This window comes from Pseudacidobacterium ailaaui (genome assembly GCF_000688455.1).
Lineage (GTDB): Bacteria > Acidobacteriota > Terriglobia > Terriglobales > Acidobacteriaceae > Pseudacidobacterium > Pseudacidobacterium ailaaui.
In genome coordinates this window covers 3,293,932-3,312,970 of sequence record NZ_JIAL01000001.1, presented here as the reverse complement: position 1 = coordinate 3,312,970, position 19,039 = coordinate 3,293,932, and the positions used below count along the sequence as shown (strand labels likewise).

General features: G+C 56.8%; 18 protein-coding genes. 13 read left to right on the top strand and 5 right to left on the bottom strand.

Annotation, left to right across the window (positions count from 1 at the left end):
• The first annotated feature begins 149 nt into the window (after positions 1–149).
• The 7 genes from N655_RS0114835 to N655_RS0114805 all read left to right on the top strand — a co-directional run bounded on the left by N655_RS0114835 (position 150) and on the right by N655_RS0114805 (position 6,412).
• Positions 150–791 (top strand): pyridoxamine 5'-phosphate oxidase family protein, encoded by a 642-nt coding sequence (locus tag N655_RS0114835; RefSeq protein WP_044934792.1) that lies wholly within the window; start codon positions 150–152, stop codon positions 789–791.
• A 156-nt stretch (positions 792–947) separates the two neighbouring features.
• Positions 948–2,240, top strand: coding sequence for an efflux RND transporter periplasmic adaptor subunit (locus N655_RS0114830; protein WP_026443615.1), 1,293 nt, complete (start codon positions 948–950; stop codon positions 2,238–2,240).
• A gap of 29 nt (positions 2,241–2,269) precedes the next feature.
• Positions 2,270–2,989, top strand: coding sequence for an ABC transporter ATP-binding protein (locus N655_RS0114825; protein ID WP_026443614.1), 720 nt, complete (start codon positions 2,270–2,272; stop codon positions 2,987–2,989).
• 81 nt (positions 2,990–3,070) lie between these two features.
• Complete coding sequence (locus N655_RS0114820; protein WP_026443613.1) at positions 3,071–3,775, top strand: ABC transporter ATP-binding protein; 705 nt, start codon at positions 3,071–3,073, stop codon at positions 3,773–3,775.
• Positions 3,772–5,772, top strand: coding sequence for a TolC family protein (locus N655_RS19275; protein ID WP_049961464.1), 2,001 nt, complete (start codon positions 3,772–3,774; stop codon positions 5,770–5,772). Before N655_RS0114820 ends, N655_RS19275 begins: the two co-directional genes overlap by 4 nt.
• Positions 5,773–5,861: 89 nt before the next feature.
• On the top strand, positions 5,862–6,140 hold the full coding sequence (locus N655_RS0114810) for a DUF507 family protein (protein ID WP_026443612.1): 279 nt from the start codon (positions 5,862–5,864) through the stop codon (positions 6,138–6,140).
• Positions 6,137–6,412, top strand: a complete 276-nt coding sequence (locus N655_RS0114805) for a DUF507 family protein (RefSeq protein ID WP_026443611.1) — start codon at positions 6,137–6,139, stop codon at positions 6,410–6,412. Before N655_RS0114810 ends, N655_RS0114805 begins: the two co-directional genes overlap by 4 nt.
• 27 nt (positions 6,413–6,439) lie before the next feature.
• On the opposite strand, the gene N655_RS0114800 is transcribed toward N655_RS0114805, so the two are convergent.
• Positions 6,440–6,877, bottom strand: a complete 438-nt coding sequence (locus N655_RS0114800; RefSeq protein WP_026443610.1) for a DoxX family protein — start codon at positions 6,875–6,877, stop codon at positions 6,440–6,442.
• 144 nt (positions 6,878–7,021) lie between these two features.
• Here N655_RS0114800 and N655_RS0114795 point away from each other — a divergent pair, with 144 nt between their 5' ends.
• The gene (locus tag N655_RS0114795) at positions 7,022–8,803 is read left to right on the top strand and encodes an AMP-dependent synthetase/ligase (RefSeq protein ID WP_026443609.1); all 1,782 of its coding nucleotides are present in this window, start codon (positions 7,022–7,024) and stop codon (positions 8,801–8,803) included.
• A 7-nt stretch (positions 8,804–8,810) separates the two neighbouring features.
• Here N655_RS0114795 and recJ read toward each other — a convergent pair whose 3' ends face one another.
• Both recJ and N655_RS0114785 read right to left on the bottom strand, forming a co-directional pair.
• Positions 8,811–10,610, bottom strand: a complete 1,800-nt coding sequence (recJ, locus tag N655_RS19270; RefSeq protein ID WP_044934790.1) for a single-stranded-DNA-specific exonuclease RecJ — start codon at positions 10,608–10,610, stop codon at positions 8,811–8,813.
• Positions 10,611–10,612: 2 nt separating this feature from the next.
• The gene (locus tag N655_RS0114785) at positions 10,613–11,086 is read right to left on the bottom strand and encodes a hypothetical protein (RefSeq protein ID WP_349509497.1); all 474 of its coding nucleotides are present in this window, start codon (positions 11,084–11,086) and stop codon (positions 10,613–10,615) included.
• A gap of 93 nt (positions 11,087–11,179) precedes the next feature.
• Here N655_RS0114785 and N655_RS0114780 point away from each other — a divergent pair, with 93 nt between their 5' ends.
• From N655_RS0114780 to N655_RS0114760, 5 genes are all read left to right on the top strand, one after another.
• Positions 11,180–11,563, top strand: a complete 384-nt coding sequence (locus tag N655_RS0114780) for a (2Fe-2S) ferredoxin domain-containing protein (protein ID WP_026443607.1) — start codon at positions 11,180–11,182, stop codon at positions 11,561–11,563.
• Between the two features lie 121 nt (positions 11,564–11,684).
• The gene (locus tag N655_RS0114775; protein ID WP_026443606.1) at positions 11,685–13,088 is read left to right on the top strand and encodes a sigma-54-dependent transcriptional regulator; all 1,404 of its coding nucleotides are present in this window, start codon (positions 11,685–11,687) and stop codon (positions 13,086–13,088) included.
• Positions 13,078–14,484: a sensor histidine kinase gene (locus N655_RS19265; protein WP_081823742.1), complete on the top strand. Its 1,407-nt coding sequence runs from the start codon at positions 13,078–13,080 to the stop codon at positions 14,482–14,484. The genes N655_RS0114775 and N655_RS19265 overlap by 11 nt, the downstream gene beginning before the upstream one ends.
• A gap of 122 nt (positions 14,485–14,606) precedes the next feature.
• Entirely contained in the window at positions 14,607–15,866 is a 1,260-nt protein-coding gene (locus N655_RS0114765) for a homoserine dehydrogenase (protein ID WP_349509496.1), read from the top strand.
• Positions 15,867–16,070: 204 nt separating this feature from the next.
• Positions 16,071–17,150: a class I SAM-dependent methyltransferase gene (locus N655_RS0114760; RefSeq protein ID WP_026443604.1), complete on the top strand. Its 1,080-nt coding sequence runs from the start codon at positions 16,071–16,073 to the stop codon at positions 17,148–17,150.
• A 25-nt stretch (positions 17,151–17,175) separates the two neighbouring features.
• On the opposite strand, the gene N655_RS0114755 is transcribed toward N655_RS0114760, so the two are convergent.
• Together N655_RS0114755 and N655_RS0114750 are read right to left on the bottom strand one after the other, a co-directional pair.
• Entirely contained in the window at positions 17,176–17,631 is a 456-nt protein-coding gene (locus N655_RS0114755) for a metallophosphoesterase family protein (protein ID WP_026443603.1), read from the bottom strand.
• A 47-nt stretch (positions 17,632–17,678) separates the two neighbouring features.
• On the bottom strand, positions 17,679–19,013 hold the full coding sequence (locus N655_RS0114750) for a replication-associated recombination protein A (RefSeq protein WP_026443602.1): 1,335 nt from the start codon (positions 19,011–19,013) through the stop codon (positions 17,679–17,681).
• Positions 19,014–19,039: the final 26 nt, after the last annotated feature.

Below are 19,039 nucleotides of genomic sequence, written 5' to 3'. Positions count from 1 at the left end.
CGGGGACAGAAATATGCAATTCCCCAGTATGATTATACTGTTCTGCGCTGCCCCGTTCTGTCCTGCTCCTCGGCTGCCTGTCAGGCTGCGACATGCGGGAACCTCTCCAATCCGGCGGCGTAGGGAAAGGCAGCAAACTGAGGCAGACCATGCAAATCTCTGAAAGAGCGCAGGTAAGAAGAATTCCGAAGCGCGCGGTCTACGATCGGGAGACCATCCACGCGATTCTCGATGCAGGCTTTCTGGCGCACATAGGCTTTTGCGTCGAAGGCCAACCCTTTGTCATCCCTACGCTCTATGGGCGCAGTGGAGACAAGCTGTATCTCCACGGTTCGGCCGCCAGCCGCATGCTTCGCACTCTGGAAAAAGGTGCGCAGATTTGCGTTGATGTCACACTTGTCGACGGCCTGGTCCTGGCCCGCTCCGCATTTCACCACTCGATGAATTACCGGTCTGCCGTTTTGTTTGGGACCGCACGCAAACTGGACGATCCTCAGCAGAAAATCGAAGGGCTGCGCATCATTTCCGAGCACCTGATTGCCGGACGCTGGGATGAGGTACGCGCCCCCAACGAGAAGGAACTCAAAGCTACATCTGTATTGGAATTTGTCATCGAGGATGCTTCCGCTAAGGTCCGTTCAGGCCACCCGGTGGATGAGGAAGAGGACTATGGTCTGCAAGTCTGGGCCGGGGTCGTTCCGCTGGAACTGAAACCAGGAAGACCTCTGGCTGACCCCAGGCTGGCAGGCGAGATCGCTCTGGCCGAATCGGTCGTGCGATATCGGAAATAGGCATTTCGGCTTGTTTCCATGTCCGGGAATGGACACTTCATTCCGGAAATGGACACCCGCTGAGGCGACCTTTTCTCGGAAATCCATAGAACCCCTTGAATAGAAACGGATTTTCGCCACAGGGTTTGGCTGCAAAGTTGCAGGATAACGAAAACGATGGATATTGCCCGTCCCGACATTAAGAGAAAGAAAGTCCGTCGCCAGATCATCACTGGGATCATCGCGTTGGTTGTCGTTGCTGCCGCGGCCGCTGCGGTCATGCGATTGAAGCCCGCTGCTCCGACGGTAGATGCAAACACAATCTGGTCTGACACCGTCAAACGCGGCCCCCTCGTCGTGCAGGTAAGAGGTCTGGGAACGCTGGTTCCCAGCGAGGAGAGCATCCGGCTGGTTCCGGCACAAACTGAATCCACTGTGGTGCGCATTCGTGTTTTGCCGGGCACCAGAGTGAAGGCAGATACTGTCATCATGGAGCTGGCTGACCCGCAGCTGGACCAGGAGCTTCTGAACGCGGAGTTGCAGCTCAAATCAGACCAGGTGGCCTACCATAATCTGCAGGCCCAGCTCCAGAGCGCGCTGATGGACAAAAAGGTGGCGGCAGCCACAGTCAGCTCGAACTACCAGCAGGCGCAGATGCAGGCGCAGATTGACAAGCAGCGATATGAGCTGGGGGTCATCAGCGGCATTGATTACAACAAATCGAAGACCACAGCCGATGCTTTGACCACCCAGAACCGCATCTCGGAAGAGCAGATTGACATCAACGAAAAGGCCATCAAAACGCAGCTGGACGTCCAGGAAGCCAAAATCGAGCAGGACAAGGCCCTTCTGCAGCTCAAGCAGTCGCAGAAGGCGGCGCTGCAGGTCCGGGCCGGCATTGACGGGGTGCTGACCTCACTGGGCCCCCCGGTTACCAGCACCTCTGACCAGTCCTCCTTCGGGGTCGGGACGCATGTGGCCCCTGGCACAACGCTGGCCACGGTCGTGGTGCCGAATCAGCTCAAGGCGCAATTGAAGATCGCCGAGACCCAGGCCCATGACATTTTGCTCGACCAGCCGGCGGAAATTGACACCCACAACGGGGTGGTTCCCGGTCATGTGACAAGAATTGATCCCGCGGTCGTGAACGGAACGCGCACAGTTGACGTAAAACTGGATGGGCCACTTCCTCCGGGAGCGGTCCCGCAGCTCAGCGTGGACGGGACCATTGATCAGCAGCGTCTGTCAGACGTGCTTTATGTGGGGCGTCCCGCATTCGGAAACCCGGACAGCACCATCAGTCTGTTCAGGATTGATCCGGATGGCAAGACGGCCACGCGAGTGCAGGTGAAGGTGGGCAAGGCGTCCGTGGACAAGATTCAGGTCCTCGATGGCCTGAAGGAAGGGGACAGGGTCATCCTGTCAGACATGTCTCGGTACGATGCCACAGACAAGGTTCGTTTAGAGTAAAGCGCGGTACAGGAGAGGAGTTGAGCAATATGGAGAACGGTCAACCGCTGATTCAAATTGAGGGCCTGACCAAGGTCTTCTACACCGATGAAATCGAGACCCATGCACTCTCGGGCATTCATCTCACAGTAAATAAAGGAGAATATGTGGCCATGCAGGGGCCGTCGGGTTGCGGCAAATCCACACTTCTCTCGATCATCGGCCTCTTGGACACGCCGACGGCCGGAAAATACTGGCTGAATGGCCACGCGGTCGAAAACCTCAACTTTGCCCAGCGCTCTCGCATCCGCAACCAGGAGATCGGGTTCATCTTCCAGAGTTTTAACCTGATTGGCGACCTTACCGTTTATGAGAACGTGGAGCTGCCACTCACATATCGCACCGGCATGTCAGCAGCCGAGCGCAAGCGCCGCGTGCAGGAATCGCTGGAACGCGTAAGTATGGCGCACCGGATGAAGCACTATCCTTCGCAGCTCTCCGGAGGCCAGCAGCAGCGCGTGGCCGTGGCACGGGCCCTGGCCGGCTCTCCTTCCATTCTGCTGGCGGACGAACCAACGGGAAATCTGGACTCCCGGAATGGAGAAGCCGTGATGGAACTGCTCGCCAACCTGCACAAAGACGGCGCCACCATCCTGATGGTGACGCACGATCCACGCTTTGCCCGTCACGCCGAGCGCAACGTCCACCTCTTCGATGGAAAGGTTGTATCGGAGGGAGATGCTCTGGAGCAGGTGCTGGAAGCCCGCTAGCCATTCTTTCAGGGAAAACTGCCGCAGCCGACGGACCTCACGGTCGGAATGCTCTGGTTTTGTCCATTGGATGACGATTCGATGATTGAACTGAAGAACATTGAGCGTAGTTATAAGACCGGTGCCGGACAGACCTGGGTCCTGCGCCGGATCCATCTCTCCATTCGCGAAGGCGAATTTGTCACAATTATGGGGCCTTCCGGGGCCGGAAAGTCTTCTTTGTTAAATGTGCTGGCCCTGCTCGATGATCAGTGGACTGGGGAGTACTGGTTCCAAGGGGAGGCAGTTCACAAAATGAACCGCAAACAGCGTGCTGAACTGGCCAAACGGAATATCGGAATGGTTTTTCAGAGCTATCATCTGCTGGACGATCTTACCGTAAAGGAAAATATTGACCTGCCGCTGTCTTATAAAGACATTCCGCGGGCGGAACGTCAGGCCCTGGTGGCAGACACCCTGGACCGGTTTCAGATCGTCGGCAAAAAAGACCTGTTTCCTTCTCAGCTTTCCGGCGGGCAGCAGCAATTGGTCGGCATCGCCCGTGCAGTCATTCACACACCCGCGCTCCTGCTTGCCGATGAGCCTACCGGAAACCTGCACTCCAGCCAGGCCAGGGAAATCATGGAATTGTTCCGAAAGCTGAACGAGCAGGGGACCACCATTGTTCAGGTCACACATTCTGAGGTGAATGCCGCGTATGGCAGTCGTGTGATTGAGCTGCATGACGGATGGATCACAAAAGATACTGCAGACCCGGATGTCGCAGCGGAGGTGGGCAGACCGTGACCAAGAAGACTCCCGGATTTACGCACAAGTGCGCGGCGTTTGCCCTGGCCTGTACCATGGTTTCCAGCGCGCTCGCGCAGAGCACCCAACAAAATGCAGCCAGCGTCCCCGATGCTCCCGGCAACGCAACGCAGCAGCAGCCGGCCCCTGCTACCCTGGCCCAGCAGGCCCAGGAGGCAGCGCAGGTGCATCCTGCAGGACAGCAGGTCCCTTTTCATATCGATCTTCCGCACTCACATAATCCCTTTGCGCCTTATATGGCGAGTACCGTCCCGCCGATTAATCTTACAAACTCACCGCGTCTGCAGGGACTGATACGGGACGGAAAAATCTATCTGTCCCTTCGAGACGCCATCGCACTGGCGCTTGAAAACAATCTGGACATTGCTTATTTCCGCTACAACTTGCCCATAGCGCAGGCAGACCTGATGCGTACGAAGGCCGGAGGTGCGGCCAATGGTGTAAACACCGCCATCGCGCAAGGCACACAAGGCGGCTTCAGTGCATCCGGGCCCAGCACGGGAAGCGGTGCAAGCAGCGGAGCAACCGCGGCCGGTGCTGGCGGACTGGTCACATCCACGCTCGGAAACGGCGCTTCCATTCCATCGTTTGATCCGCAGCTTTCCGTGCAGGGTCTGGTGGACCATACCACGCTGGTGCAGGTGAACACCGCACAATTCGGTGTCCCGATTCTGAAACAGAACACGATTGAGCTTGCGTCCAGCTATTCCCAGGCCTTTTCTCTGGGCACAAACTTCAACATTACGGATTATGGACTTCGCCAGACCACAAACAGCGTCTACAACATCCTAAGCCCGCAGTTGACCACCAATTTCAATCTCACCATCAATCAGCCTTTGCTGCAGGGGTTCGGACTGGCCACCAATCAGCGCTACATGCACATTGCCAAAAAGAACCTGCAACTCACTGACCTGGGCTTTCGTGCGCAAGTCATCGCTACAGTCACTCAGGTGGAAAACATCTATTGGGACCTGGTCAGTGCTTACCAGGATGCCAAAATCAAGGAGCGCTCTCTCGATTACGCGAATGAGACGCTCGCCGACGACCAGAAACAGCTCCAGTTGCAGGCCATCCCAGCCATGCAGGTCATCAAAGACCAGGCCGCAGTCGCTTCCGCAGAGGGCGACCTTACCGTGGCCCGGGCGACCCTCAGGCTGAATGAGCTGCTCATCAAAAATGCGCTGACGAAGACCATCGACGATCCCGCCCTGGCCGATATGCCGGTCGTTCCACTCGACCTTGTCGGCACAGCAGACCCCAATGCGGAAAAACCGATTGAACAGCTCATCGCTGAGGCCGAGAAAAACCGTCCGGATGTTGCAGAAGACCAGATTGCCATGCAGATTGCGCAAAACAACCTGAAAACCATTAAGAATGAGCTGCTGCCCCGGCTCTCTCTGTATGGCGAGTTTATTGGCGCCGGGTTCGGCGGTCAGATCAATCCTTATTGCCAGCTTTCCGCCTCATTTTGCCAGACTAACCTTCCCAAGGATTTTGCTGGCACCTTTGAAAATACCTTCAACTATTCCTCTCCTGAGTATCAGGTTGGCTTCTCGCTGAACATTACACTCCGCAATCGCGTGGCCAAGGCTGACCAGTTCCGAGCGGTACTCGATTACCGGCAGAAAGAGCTGACTTTTGAGCAGCAAAAGAAGAGCATCCTGCTCGATGTCCGGAACTCCCAATATGCTTTGCAGCAGGCGCAGGCCAGAGTGGTTGCGGCGCAAAAGGCCCGCGACCTGGCACAGAAGACCTTCGAGATTGCAAAGCAGGAGCAGAAGCTGGGGGCCATGTCAGCTTACGACGTGCTGACCAGTGAACAGGCCCTGGCCGTGGCCGAATCCGCCCTGGCCGTAGCGCAGACGGCTTATGAAAAAGCTAAAGTAGATATTGACCGCGCCACCGGGTCCACCCTGGACCGTATGGGCGTCTCGATTGATGACGCTAAGAGCGGGGTCGTGACCCATATGCCTTAAAAGGCCGTGCTGGTGCGCTGCATTTTTGGAGTGCGGCGCCGGAAGCTCTGCTTTCCCGGGACCATGTGCTATATTCCCATTTAGGATCAATGATTTTCTCGAAAGAATATGTTGGATATCTGGCGCGCCACACGGTCAAGCATCTGATTGCGGCAAAAATGATCAAAACTGAGAAGCTGCCCCAGGTGGAAGAGCGCGTCTATCATGGTCTGCTCGATGAGCTGCAGCTCGAAGACCGTATTAATGAGGAGGTCCGCGTCATTCTGGAGGCCTACCAGGATGAAATGCGGCGCACAGGCGCAAGCTACCCTGAGATGTTCAAAAAGGTGAAGCAGGAACTTGCGCGCAAGTACAAGGCGGTGTTGTGAGAATCTCACAGGACAAACTCAATAAGCTGGCCCATGTCGTTGCTGATACTCTGGCCGATATGGATGAGGTCGAGTTCATGGAAGACCGCAATACCATCCGGCAGGAGGCGCGCAGGATCCTCGGACACCTCCTTGCCGAAGAAATGAAAATTGATCAGGCCGCGCGCCAGAAGATTGAGTCCCAGAGAAAGATCATTCTGGAAGGCAGCCAGGAGTGGGAGATCCTTTACCGCAAATACTATAACGACGAGGTAAAGAAGCTGGGGATATAAATCCCCTTGCTCCCAGACCGCGGTCTCTTACTTTCCGATTGCCCTGTCAATCGAGGCTGCGCCCGCGCCCTTTACAAGGATGAGGAAACAGAGGGCCAGGGCCAGCAGGTGATATTCATATCCCTCACCTTTCTGCATTCCAAACCAGTTCATAAAAAAGCCTACGTGCAGGTGCACCTTGAAGATGGCAACCAGCATGTCCACCCCTATGCCAAAGGCCGCAATGCGGCTGAGGAACCCCACAATCAGCCCCAGGCCACCGAGCAACTGGGCAAGAATGGCCAGCGCGGCAAAAAATGCGGGGATTCCGAGCTGGGTTGTGAAAAACTGCATCGTTCCATGCCACCCAAAGCCACCAAACCATCCCAGGCCGATCTGTGCCCCATGCATAAAAAAGACAATGCCAAGGACCAGCCGTACCACGGTAAGCGTAAAATCATTCGTTGTAACGAAGAGTTGCTTCATTCCACCTTTCCTCCAAAACTGTTAACAGATTGCGCGAATCGGGCAAGGAAGGCAAGTAAAGTTTTTTGCACGGACGACGTGCTCCTGAAAATGGGGAAGGATATTGGCAATCCTTTCTTGCTCCGATAGATTGGTCGAGCAGAGATGCTTCAGCTAAAAACCATCAATGACATCCTTTTCCTTGCGGCGTCCAGTCCAAACCCGCGCACGGTGCTCTATCCGGACAACGCAGGAAACTGGCAGTCCTTTACCGGGATGCAGATCTACCAGCGCGTACGCAATCTGGCCAAAGCCTTCCGCCAATGGGGCATCCAGAAGGGCGACCGCATCGCGATTCTGGCCGAGAACCGATGGGAATGGGCGGTAACGGACTTTGCGGCATTGGCAATCGGCGCCGTGGATGTCCCCATTTATCCCACACTCACTGCCGAGCAGATTGGACAATTACTGGCCGACTCTGGCGCCCGTCTCGCAGTGGTCTCTTCAAAACAGCAGTATGACAAAGTCGCACAGGTGCGTCCAAAAACGGCCCTGGAGCACATTGTTCTGATGGATGACGACGGCGTTCCGGACGCGGTGCTGATGTCATCGCTGTTAAAAGATGCGGACCGTGCCGGCGCAGAGCGCGACGCTGCATTCGATCGTGCGGCCTACGATGTAAGACCGCAGGACCTGGCCACACTCATCTACACCTCCGGAACGACCGGCGACCCGAAGGGTGTCATGCTGACCCACGGAAATATTGCTTCCAACCTGAACTATTCGCTGGCCGGCTTTGACATCTCTCAGCAGGACTCCTGTATTTCGTTTTTGCCGCTTTCTCATATTACGGCGCGGCATCTGGACTATGCCATCTACACCCGGCAGGCGACGGTGGCCTATTGCTCGTCCTTTGAAAAGCTGCCGATGGCCCTGCAAAGTATTCGGCCCACTGTGCTGGTTGCTGTTCCGCGGGTTTTTGAAAAGGTCCGTCAGGAAGCCGAACGGCAGGCCTCTGCCTCTGGTTTGAAGAAAAAGATCTTCGACTGGGCCATCCGTACAGGGCAGCGGCATTGCGCAGAGACATTCCAGGGAAAAACACCCTCCTCTTTGCGCTGGAAGCTGGCCCACAAACTTGTCTTCAGCAAAATCCGGCATGGATTCGGAGGGCATGTACGCTATTTCATTGCCGGTGGCGCGCCCCTCGGGGTCGACACAGCAACATGGTTTGCCGGTGCAGGCATTCGCATCCTGGAAGGCTATGGGTTGACGGAGACCTCCCCGGTCATCGCCATCAACACAAATTCCGCTTATCGAATCGGTTCTGTAGGCAGGCCGCTGCCCAATGTAGAGTGTCGCATCGCAGAAGATGGAGAGCTTCTGGTGCGGGGACCGAATGTCTTTTCCGGATACTGGCGGAAGCCGGATGACACCTCTTTGGCATTTGATTCCGATGGCTGGTTCCGCACCGGCGATATCGGACGCATGGACCAGGACGGCTTTCTCTACATTACAGACCGCAAAAAAGAGCTTCTGAAGACATCGGGCGGAAAGATGGTTGCTCCTCAGCCCATTGAAAACAAGCTGAAGGCGTATCTCCTTGTGGGGCAGGCGGCCCTCGTGGGTGACCGGCATAAGTTTATTGCGGCACTCATTTCACCAAATTTTCAGGCCCTTGAAGAGTGGACGCGGCAGCAGGGCATTGCAGCTCCCACACGCCGCGAACTGGTCGAGCATCCCTCGGTTGTGGCCCGTTACCAGTCGATCGTGGACGAGGTCAATTCTTCCCTCGCGCACTTTGAAACGATCAAGCGCTTCAGGATTGTTCCAGAAGAATGGTCTCTGGCATCTGGAGAACTGACGCCCAGTCTTAAGCTGAAACGGCGGGTCATTACGGAAAAATACAGGGAAGTGATCCAGAGCTTCTATCCGGATGAAGTCAGGTAGTCGGTTGTCAGCTTCCAGGCCGGTCCGTGGACGCAATCATTTCGAGAGGACGGCTTTCTTCCTCCGCCTCGTGAGCAATCTTTATGTCTACAATCTCCAATTCAAGGCCGCCGAACTCGGGATGTTCATTTTCCCGAAGCTTGTAGGCAAGATGAAGGATGCTGCCTTCCTCCAGACCGAACGACCGCACGGTCTCGGCCTTGTTCCAGCCCACAGCAGGGAACATGCTGGCCCGCGGTCCCTGGGCCAGTTGCAGACGGACATGCTTTTCCTTGAAATAGCGCGGAGGGGCTGCGAGCCGGACGTTGTGCGCCGCAAAGACCGGCTCCTCATTGCTCAACCCAAACGGCTCCATGCGGCGAATCCAGGTAAAGAGTGCCGGGGTAATTCGGTCCAGCGGCAGCAGGGCATGGATCGGGACCTGCGCTGTGAATGCGGCTTCCGTCAAACGTGCCTTTGCAAACGTATTCAGGCGCTCCCGGAGTTCCGGAACATTTTTCGAGGGCAGCGAGAAGCCAACCGCATGTGCATGTCCTCCAAACCGTGTCAGTAGGTCCTGGCAGCTTTCCATTGCCTCAAGGAGGTGGAATCCCGGAATGGACCTGCCAGAGCCATGGGCCTCTCCGTTCTCCCGCGAGATGACCAGCGCGGGTCGGCCTGTCAGGTCTACGATCCGTGAGGCCAGAATGCCGATGACTCCCCGGTGCCAGCCGTCCCCATCCATCACCATGCAATGGTCGTTCCGCCAGTCCGAACCGCCCATGCGCTCTTCAATCTCGGTAAGGATTCCGCTCTCTGCGGCGCGGCGCTCCGTGTTGAGCCGCTCCAGTTTTTCCGCCAGTTCTCGGGCGCGCTGCGGCTGTCGAGTTGTCAACAGCTCAACCACATCGGAGGCAATGTCCATGCGGCCGGCCGCATTCAGTCTGGGCGCCAGACGAAAGGCCACATCGGTAGGTGTCAGGCGTCTTTGAGAAGGATCAAGGTCTGCGACCATCAGCAGGTGGCGCAGTCCGGCGTTTACAGGGCGGCGCAGCCCATCCAGCCCAAGCGCCACAAAAATACGGTTCTCATCAAGCAACGGAACAGCATCGGCAATGGTTGCGATGGCCAGTACCTTCAGGAACGAGGGCAGGATCTTCTTTCGCGCCCTCTCTTTGTCCCGGGATTCGAGCAGGGCCTGCGCCAGTTTAAAGGCCACTCCCGCGCCGCAGAGATGTTTACACGGATAACCGCACCCCGGTTGGTTTGGATTAAGCACGGCAAGCGCCCGTGGCAGACTCTGTTCTGGTAAATGATGGTCGGTGACAATCAAATCCAGTCCCAGGGCCTCGGCTGCCTCAGCAGCGGCAAAAGCGCGAATGCCGGTATCAACGCTGATGACCAGCCGCGTTCCATCGGCGGCCGCTTCCGCCAGGCGCTCATCCCTGATGCCATATCCCTCGTGGATGCGGTGAGGAATATGATAGCGGACCTCGCCTCCCAGGATCTCAATGGCTGTCTTTAGCAGGACGGTGGCCGTCGTGCCGTCCACGTCATAATCGCCATAGATCAGGGTCGGTTCGCGGTGTTCTATGGCCTTTTGGACTCGCGCCACCGCGGAGGCCATGCCCAGCATGGCGTAGGGGTCATGCAGATCGCCCAGTTGCGGATGAAGAAAACGAACAGCCTGCTCCGTGGAGCGCAGGCCCCGTGCCAAAAGGAGTTCGGCAACGATGAGGGGGATGCCGGCCGAGTGTGCAAGTGCGGCTGCTGCGGGGTCATTCTCAGGATAGAGCCACCGCTTGCTGCTTCTGCGGAGTTCTACCACCGTTATTCGTCTTCGTCCTCGTTCTGCTCAAAGACAATATCGCCAAAGTCTTCTACAGATTCCAGTACATGCTGGTAATTGTCATACCAGGCGGTACTGGATTCATGAATGAATGCGACCCCCTGATGCACAAAGCCAAGCTGGATAAAACCAGTTTTTCCTACATGGTTGACGAGTGCATGGGCTTCTTCTGTGATTCCGTTTTCTCCCATGCTCAAATCAAGGCCCGCCAACTCATCCAGCAGCAGCTCAACATCTTCTTTTTCCAGCACAAAGTCGCTCATGGTTACAAAGGGTGCTCCGCAGGCCTTGGCTGTTTCTACAAAGTCCTTCCATCCGTCAGGATTATTGTCATCTTCCCATGTGACGGAAGGGACATTCTCGCCAATTTGCCCCGGAATGCGACGCATCCCATGCCCAGCGATAAAGGCGATCATATCGTCCTTAAGGAAGATCAGATTGTCCGGCTGCATCATCAGAGCCTATTCTCTCAAAAAGTAAAGAGTGGAAAACCACCAAATTTCTGAATTGTACGATAGTAAAAGAGAGATTGAGAGAGGAAAAAGATATTGGCGAAGTTCCAGCGACATGTATTTCTCTGCACCAATGCACGTGAACCAGGAAGCGCCCGGCCTTCCTGCGCTCACCGCGGCAGCCCTGATCTGCACAGGCTCTTCAAGGAAAAGATCAAGGACGCCGGCCTCAAGGCCACTGTACGTGCCAACACCGCCGGCTGCCTGGACCAGTGCGAACACGGGCCCACAGTTGTCATCTATCCGGAAGCGGTCTGGTATGGCTTTGTGGCCCCCGAAGATGTAGATGAGATTGTTTCGAAACATCTGGTTGAGGGTACGCCCGTCGCCCGCTTACAGCTTGACGAGGATTGCCTGAACACCGCAACCTGTCCACATCGGAAAAACCTGGTGAAGGACCAGCCGCCGGCCAGCAGGTAGCGATGGTGTGCACATTCGCTGGCAGAAAGCCACCAGCTTCTGCAGAATCGGATGACAGCTTCCATCCCAGGCCGGCTGAACTTAATTTTCCCAGCAGCTTAGGATATCTTTATATCTCCGGATGACACTCGTCCATCACAACGGAAAGACGGAAAGCGGAAACCTTGCGCAGCAGCGGCCACGTGTTTTAATCGCCGACGACCAGCCCTCGATACTGGACGCTCTGGAGTTGTTACTCGGCCCCGAGGGATATCACATCGAAAAGGCCCGTTCACCCCGCAGCGTACTGGCCGCACTGCAAACCGGCTCTTTTGATGCGTTACTGATTGACTTGAACTACACCCGGGACACGACCTCTGGTCAGGAAGGCCTTGACCTGCTCACGCAGATCAAGACGCTGGACAGCCACGCGCCAGTCATTGTGATGACAGCCTGGGCCAATGTGGAAGTGGCCGTGGAAGCCATGCGGCGCGGAGCACGGGACTTCATCCAGAAGCCCTGGGACAATGCCCGCCTGCTGACCATTCTGAAAACACAGATTGAGTTGCATCGTGCGGTCCGGCGGGCGCAGCATCTGGAGGCCGAAAACCAGATATTACGAGGACAGGGATATCCTGAGCTGATCGCCACCGCACCCGCCATGCAGCCTGTGCTGCATACCATCCATCGTATTGGCCCTTCGGATGCCAATGTGCTGATTACCGGCGAGCATGGCACCGGCAAGGAAGTGGTGGCGCAGATGCTGCACGCCCTTTCCCCCAGGGCTTCCCGCTCTCTGGTAGCCGTCAATACGGGTGCGCTGCCGGAAGGCACCTTTGAGAGTGAGCTTTTTGGCCATGTAAAAGGCGCCTTTACGGATGCTCGTACAGAGCGCATCGGGCGCTTTGAGCTGGCCGACGGGGGCACGCTTTTTCTGGATGAGATTGCGAATGTTCCTTTGCGCCAGCAGGCCAAACTCCTGCGTGTGCTTGAGACCGGCGAGATGGAACGTGTTGGCTCTTCCAAAACGCGGCGTGTGGACGTGCGCCTGCTTTCCGCAACGAACGCAGACCTGCGCAGCGAAGTGGAGAAGGGACGCTTTCGCGAGGACCTCTTCTTTCGGTTGAATACCGTGGAAATCCATCTACCGCCGCTCCGCGAACGGCGGGAAGACATTCCTTTGCTTGCGGCCCATTTTCTCAACCGTTATGCTGCTCGCTATCGAAAGTCCATTGCAGGTCTCGATCCGGGCGCACTCCAGGTGATGCTGCATTATTCCTGGCCGGGAAATGTGCGCGAGCTGGACCACACCATGGAGCGTGCAGTGCTGATGGCCAGGGGCAGCAGGATTGAGGCCTCCGACCTCGGACTGGACCAGCCGCGCACAACAGCACAGGCGCTCGAAGACATGAGTCTGGAGGCCGTCGAAAGCATTCTCATCCGCAAAGCTTTGGCGCGTTGCAATGGCAACGTAAGCCAGGCAGCCGAAGCGCTGGGCCTGAGCCGGGGTGCTTTGTATCGGCGGATGGAAAAATATGGCATCTGATAGACGGAGTGCGGTCCGCAGGGCGCCTGCGGAAGGCTTCCGTTTCGAGGCGAAACTGAAGCTCCTGGTCGGGGTGCTCTGTCTGCCGATTTTTGTTTTGTCCGCCCTCCTGATCTGGGTAGAGCGGGTTTCCATTCCCTGGGGACTGGGGGTCCTTCTCGCATTGGGAATGGTCCTTTTGCTGGTCTCCTCTATTTTTATTGAGCAGATGGTGCGCCCGTTGCACACGCTTGCAAATGTCGTAGCTGCTCTGCGTGAGGAAGATTTTTCCTACCGGGCGCGAAATGCTGTGCCACAGGACGCTCTCGGAGAGCTGGCAGTTGAAATCAACCAGCTTGCCGATACTCTGCAATTTCAGCGAGTAGGGGCACTGGAGGCCGTCGCCCTGCTGCGGCGGGTCATCCTCGAAATGGATGCCCCCGTGCTCGCCTTTGATGCGACGGGCGCACTGCGGGTCCTGAACCCGGCCGCAGAACGTGCCCTGCGTCTGAATGCGGCCCGCGACCTGGGCAGAAACGCATCCGAGCTGGACCTCCGGCGTTTCCTTGATACGGGCGACGAAGGCATCGTCACCGTGGAAGCGCAGAACCAGCAGACCCGCTGGATGGTGCGAAAAAGCACTTTCCGGCAGCGGGGAGTTCCGCATGTCCTGCTTGTGCTTTCCGATGTCAGCACAGCATTACGTGAAGAGGAACGGGCCGCTTGGCGCAGACTGATTCGTGTTCTGGGCCATGAGATTAGCAACTCTCTTGCGCCCATTAAGTCCATTGCCGGCAGTTTGCGGCACCGGCTTGAACAAAAGGGCCTGGAGGAGTGCGCGGCAGAATTTGAACGCGGGCTGAATGTGATTGAAAGCAGGGCCGAGTCGCTGAACCGCTTCGTCCAGGCCTACCGCCAATTGGCGCAGCTTCCTGCGCCTGTCTTGCGCCGGGTCTCGCTTCAGACCCTGCTGGAGCGCATCTCCAGCCTGGAAACGCGGGTTCCCGTCCAAGTGGGAGCGGTCCCCCCGGCCGACCTGATGGCAGACGCCGATCAAATGGAGCAGCTACTGATTAACCTGGTGCGCAATGCAGTCGAAGCCGCCATCAGCAGACACGAGGATGAAGATCCTTCCGAGGCCCCGCAGGTACGAATCCACGCCAGAACATCCGCTGGTTTTGCCTCCATCATGATCGAGGACAACGGACCTGGCATCACCAACCCTGCCAACCTTTTCGTCCCGTTTTACACAACCAAGCGGACCGGGACCGGCGTAGGACTCGTCTTAGCAAGGCAGATTGCAGAAGCGCACGGCGGGTCTCTTGATTTACGAAATCGCGTGGACAGCAGGGGTTGTCAGGCTGAGGTAAGGATCCCCCTGGCCGTGGAGCACGAAGCATCCCTGGAGTTCCGGTAAGATGGGAATCAGGATTTCTCACAACCTGAGATTGCCCTGCAGTCATCTGCAAACATCCATGCCCGTCTTCTGCCAACGTTTGATTCAGGATGACGGCTTCACGCAAACGGAGAAAAGAACGAGTGAGTCAACCTGTCTCAAAGGTAGCCATCCTTGGTTTTGGAACGGTGGGTAGTTCCGTTGCACGTATCCTTTGCGAGGCGCAGCCGCAAGGACTGGAACTGTCCTATGTCCTGAATCGTAACGTTGCTCGTAAACGTGTGGACTGGGTACCGAAGCAGGTCATCTGGACGGAGAACATCGAGGAAGTCCTCTCTTCGCCTGTGGATGTCGTGCTGGAACTGATGGGTGGTCTCGAACCTGCCGGAGACTGGGTACGTCGTGCGCTTGAGGCGGGCAAATCCGTTGTGACCGCCAACAAAAAGCTCATTGCCGAACACGGTGTTGCGCTCGACAGACTGGCTCGGGCCAAGGGCGTCCATTTGTATTACGGAGCGGCCGTCGCCGGAGGCGTGCCCGTGATCCCAGGCATCCAACAGGGGCTGGCAGGGGACCGCCTGACCCGCATTGAAGGCATTCTGAACGGGACCTGCAATTTCATCCTTAGCCGGATGGAAGAAGGTGCGGAGTTCGCGCCAGTTTTGAAGGAAGCGCAAAAGCTCGGCTATGCCGAGGCGGATCCCACCGAAGATGTGGGAGGGTTCGATGCACGCGCCAAGCTCGTCATTCTCTCTCGCATTGCATTGCGGGCCGATATCAGGGTAGGCGATGTCTGCTGCAAACCCATCACCGAAATTGCAGCAATCGATTTTGCCTACGCCAGGGAAATGGGATGCACCATCCGGCAGATTTCCCGCGCCGAGCTCAAAGAGGACCAGGTGCTGGCCGCGGTGGGCCCCATGCTGGTGCCTTTGGCCTCCCCGCTGGCCTGGTCACGAGGAACGGAGAACATGGTGCTGCTGGGGGGCGCATATGGGGGAGATGTGGTCTTCTCTGGCCATGGCGCGGGCGGTCATCCGACTGCGGTGGCCGTTGTCTCTGATCTACTCGCCGTCGTACACGGTTCCCGGACCATTGATTTACCCAGCCAGAAGACCTCTGTCATCTCCGACTTACTCGTCCCTCACTATATTCGATTCATCGTGAAGGACCGGCCCGGAATCATTGCCCAGATTGCCGGTGCTCTGGCAGAGCAGGAGATCAATATCCATGCCATCCTGCAAAAGCCGGGATATAACAAGACCAATTTGCCGTTCGTGGTCATCGCTGAACCTTGCCCGGAATCAGCACTGACCCGCGCGCTGGAGAAGATAGCGCATCTGGATTGCTTGCTGGAGCCCACCCTGAATATGCCGATTCTCGACGCAGAAAGCCTCACCTGAGGCGGCGAACGGCAAAAGCTTCATGAAAAGGGTGTGGGTCGGTGCGACCCCGGACAGTTTAGGACTACGTTGTAACGCCTGAAAACTCCTGAACACCATTTTGCGGAGTATAATTCGCACGGCCACGGGTGCCTCCCTTTCGGGCCTTCCTCTGCTCTCTGTCAACATTCCCGCCAGAACCACCCGCGCCACAGGAGGAGGACGATGTCTACACAAGCCGTATCCAGGCAACCGGATGCAGAAAAAATGCAGGCATTATTACACCAGGCAGTTTGCGACCTCGGCGCAGCCATGCACTCGGTCCTGCTGGTCATTGGAGACAGGCTCGGTCTCTATCAGGCTTTGGCCAGCGGAGACCGAATGACTTCTGCCCAGCTGGCACAACGCACAGGGACTTTTGAGCGGTATGTGCGAGAGTGGCTCAATGCAAACGCGGCCGCGAAATATCTGGAATATGACGCGGCGACGCAAACCTATTTTATGACTCCGGAGCAGGCGCAATTGCTTTCACGGGGAGACATGGCCATGGACCTGCCTGGCTTCTACCATTTCATCGCTTCCTGCATGAAGGACGAAGAAAAACTTACCGAGGTCTTTCGGACGGGCAAGGGGTTTGGATGGCATGAGCATGAAAAGGGACTTTTTGAAGGGACGGAGCGCTTCTTCCGCCCAAATTATCTGGCCAACCTGACGACAAGCTGGATTCCTTCTCTTCATGGGGTCGAGGCAAAACTGCGCTCTGGTGCGCGCGTTGCAGACATTGGTTGCGGACATGGGGCCTCGACCATCCTTATGGCGCAGGCATATCCCAAATCCGAGTTTTTTGGCTTTGACTATCATGACGCTTCCATTGAGCAGGCCCGGCGGACGGCCAGCCAGGCGGGCCTGTCAGACCGTGTGCATTTTGAAGTTGCTCCCGCACAGGCCTACCCAGGCAGCGGTTATGACTTCGCTGCATGTTTTGATTGCCTGCACGACATGGGGGACCCCGTAGGGGCCGCAAAGCATGTCTTCCGGTCTCTCAAAAAGGACGGCACATGGATGATCGTTGAGCCGCAGGCCGCCGACAGCGTTGAGGCAAATCTGAATCCCGTGGGAAAAATCTTCTATTCGGCATCCACCGTGTGCTGTGTTCCGGCCTCACTGGCGCAGGAAGTGGGTGCGGGGCTGGGTGCGCAGGCCGGCGAGAAAAAGGTCCGTGAAGTCGTCCTCAAGGGGGGCTTTACACACTTCCGGCGCGCTGCAGAAACACCTTTCAATATGGTGTTTGAAGCGCGCTGCTGATTCTGGGCTTCCGGAATGGAAGGTCCTAATCGATTCGGTAAAGGGAAGGAGTAAGCTCTGCGCCCGATACTTCCAAAAATCCGAGTGAAACGGGAAGGGAAAACCTTTTAGGGCCGGCACTCCCGGGGTTGAAGTAAAGCACCCCTATCTTCCACTCAATCAGTGGCTGATGCGAATGTCCGCTGACGACGACCTGGATTCCTGCTGCTCGGGGGTCCAGGTCAAGTTCGTGTACATCGTGAAGCATATAGAGCGTGACTCCATGCAGTTCCAGAATCTCGGACGCAGGAAGTTTTGCGCATGGACCGGAGCGGTCAATGTTGCCACGGACCGCGGTCACCGGGGCAATCAGCCTGAGTTGATCGAGAATCAAGGCGTCGCCAATGTCGCCTGCGTGAAGAATGTGCTCTACGCCTTGCAAGGCAGACAGGGCTTCACTCCGTAACAGTCCATGCGTATCAGAAAGGATGCCGATTTTCATGCTCTGCAAAAGGGTCCTGCTATTTCGTTTTTCTCTAGGTGCTGCTTTTAGCTTTCTGCACTTTTGCTTTTCTTGATCTTTTGGATCTCTTCCATGCGCTGTGCCAGTATCTTTTCCCGGCCCTCATGGGTCGGATGGTAATATGTCCGTCCCCGCAGACTTTCGGGAAGGCACTCCATATCAGCAACGCGCCCTTCTTCATCGTGCGCATACCGGTAGCCCTTGCCATAGCCGAGCGCTTTCATCAGTCCGGTTGGGGCATTTCGCAGGTGCAGCGGAACGGGCTCGGTACGAGTGCGCTCGATATCATCCAGTACCTGGCCATACGCGGTGTAGACTGCATTGGATTTTGGAGCAAGGGCCAGATAGACCACCGCCTGCGCCAGCGCCAGCTCTCCCTCTGGCGAGCCAAGAAAGTCCATAGCATCTCGGGCGGAAAGGCAGAGGTTTAGCGCTTCAGGGGCGGCCAGTCCGATGTCTTCCACCGCCATCCGGACCACACGCCGCGCGACATACATCGGGTCCTCGCCAGACGCCAGCATTCGGCCGAGCCAGTAAAGTGCTGCATCTGCATCGCTGTTACGAACCGATTTATGCAGGGCAGAGATCAGATTGTAATGCTCCTCACCCTGCTTGTCGTAAAGCAGCACGCGCTGTTGGACCGCCTCTTTTGCCACATCCACTGTCAAGTGGTTCCCGTTCGCTTGCGCCAGGCCTGCGGCGACTTCCAGCCCATTCAAGGCCCGCCGCGCATCTCCGTTTGCGTAGCTTGCGATCAGTTCCAATGCTTCCGGTTGGGTCTTCAGATTCAAAAGACCCAACCCGCGTTCTGGATCATGCAAGGCACGCTCCAGCAGCGCAAGGACTTGCTGTTCTGTGAGCGCGCGCAGGGTGTAAACACGGCAGCGGGAAAGCAACGCAGAGATGATCTCGAAGGAGGGGTTTTCTGTCGTCGCACCGATAAGACGGATGGCCCCACGCTCTACATAGGGAAGAAAGGCGTCCTGTTGTGCTTTGTTGAAGCGGTGGATCTCATCCACAAACAGAATGGTCCGCGACCCGTAGGTGGCTGCCTTCTCAGCGTCCGCCATGACCTGCTTGATCTCCTTGATCCCGGAGAGTACGGCGGAATACTCAATGAAGCTGGCACGTGTTGTTTCGGCGATGATTTTGGCCAGCGTAGTTTTGCCCACTCCCGGAGGTCCCCAGAAAATCATCGAAGCCGCATCGTCACGCTCAATCTGGACCCGCAGTGGTTTCCCGGGGCCCAGAAGATGCTCCTGTCCCGCATATTCATCGAGCGTGCGCGGGCGCATCCGTTCGGCCAGAGGTGCTGTGGCGGGCTTGGTGGAAAGGCCGGAAGTGCTGCCGAAGAGTGACATAGGCTTCACTGATGATGACAGATAGA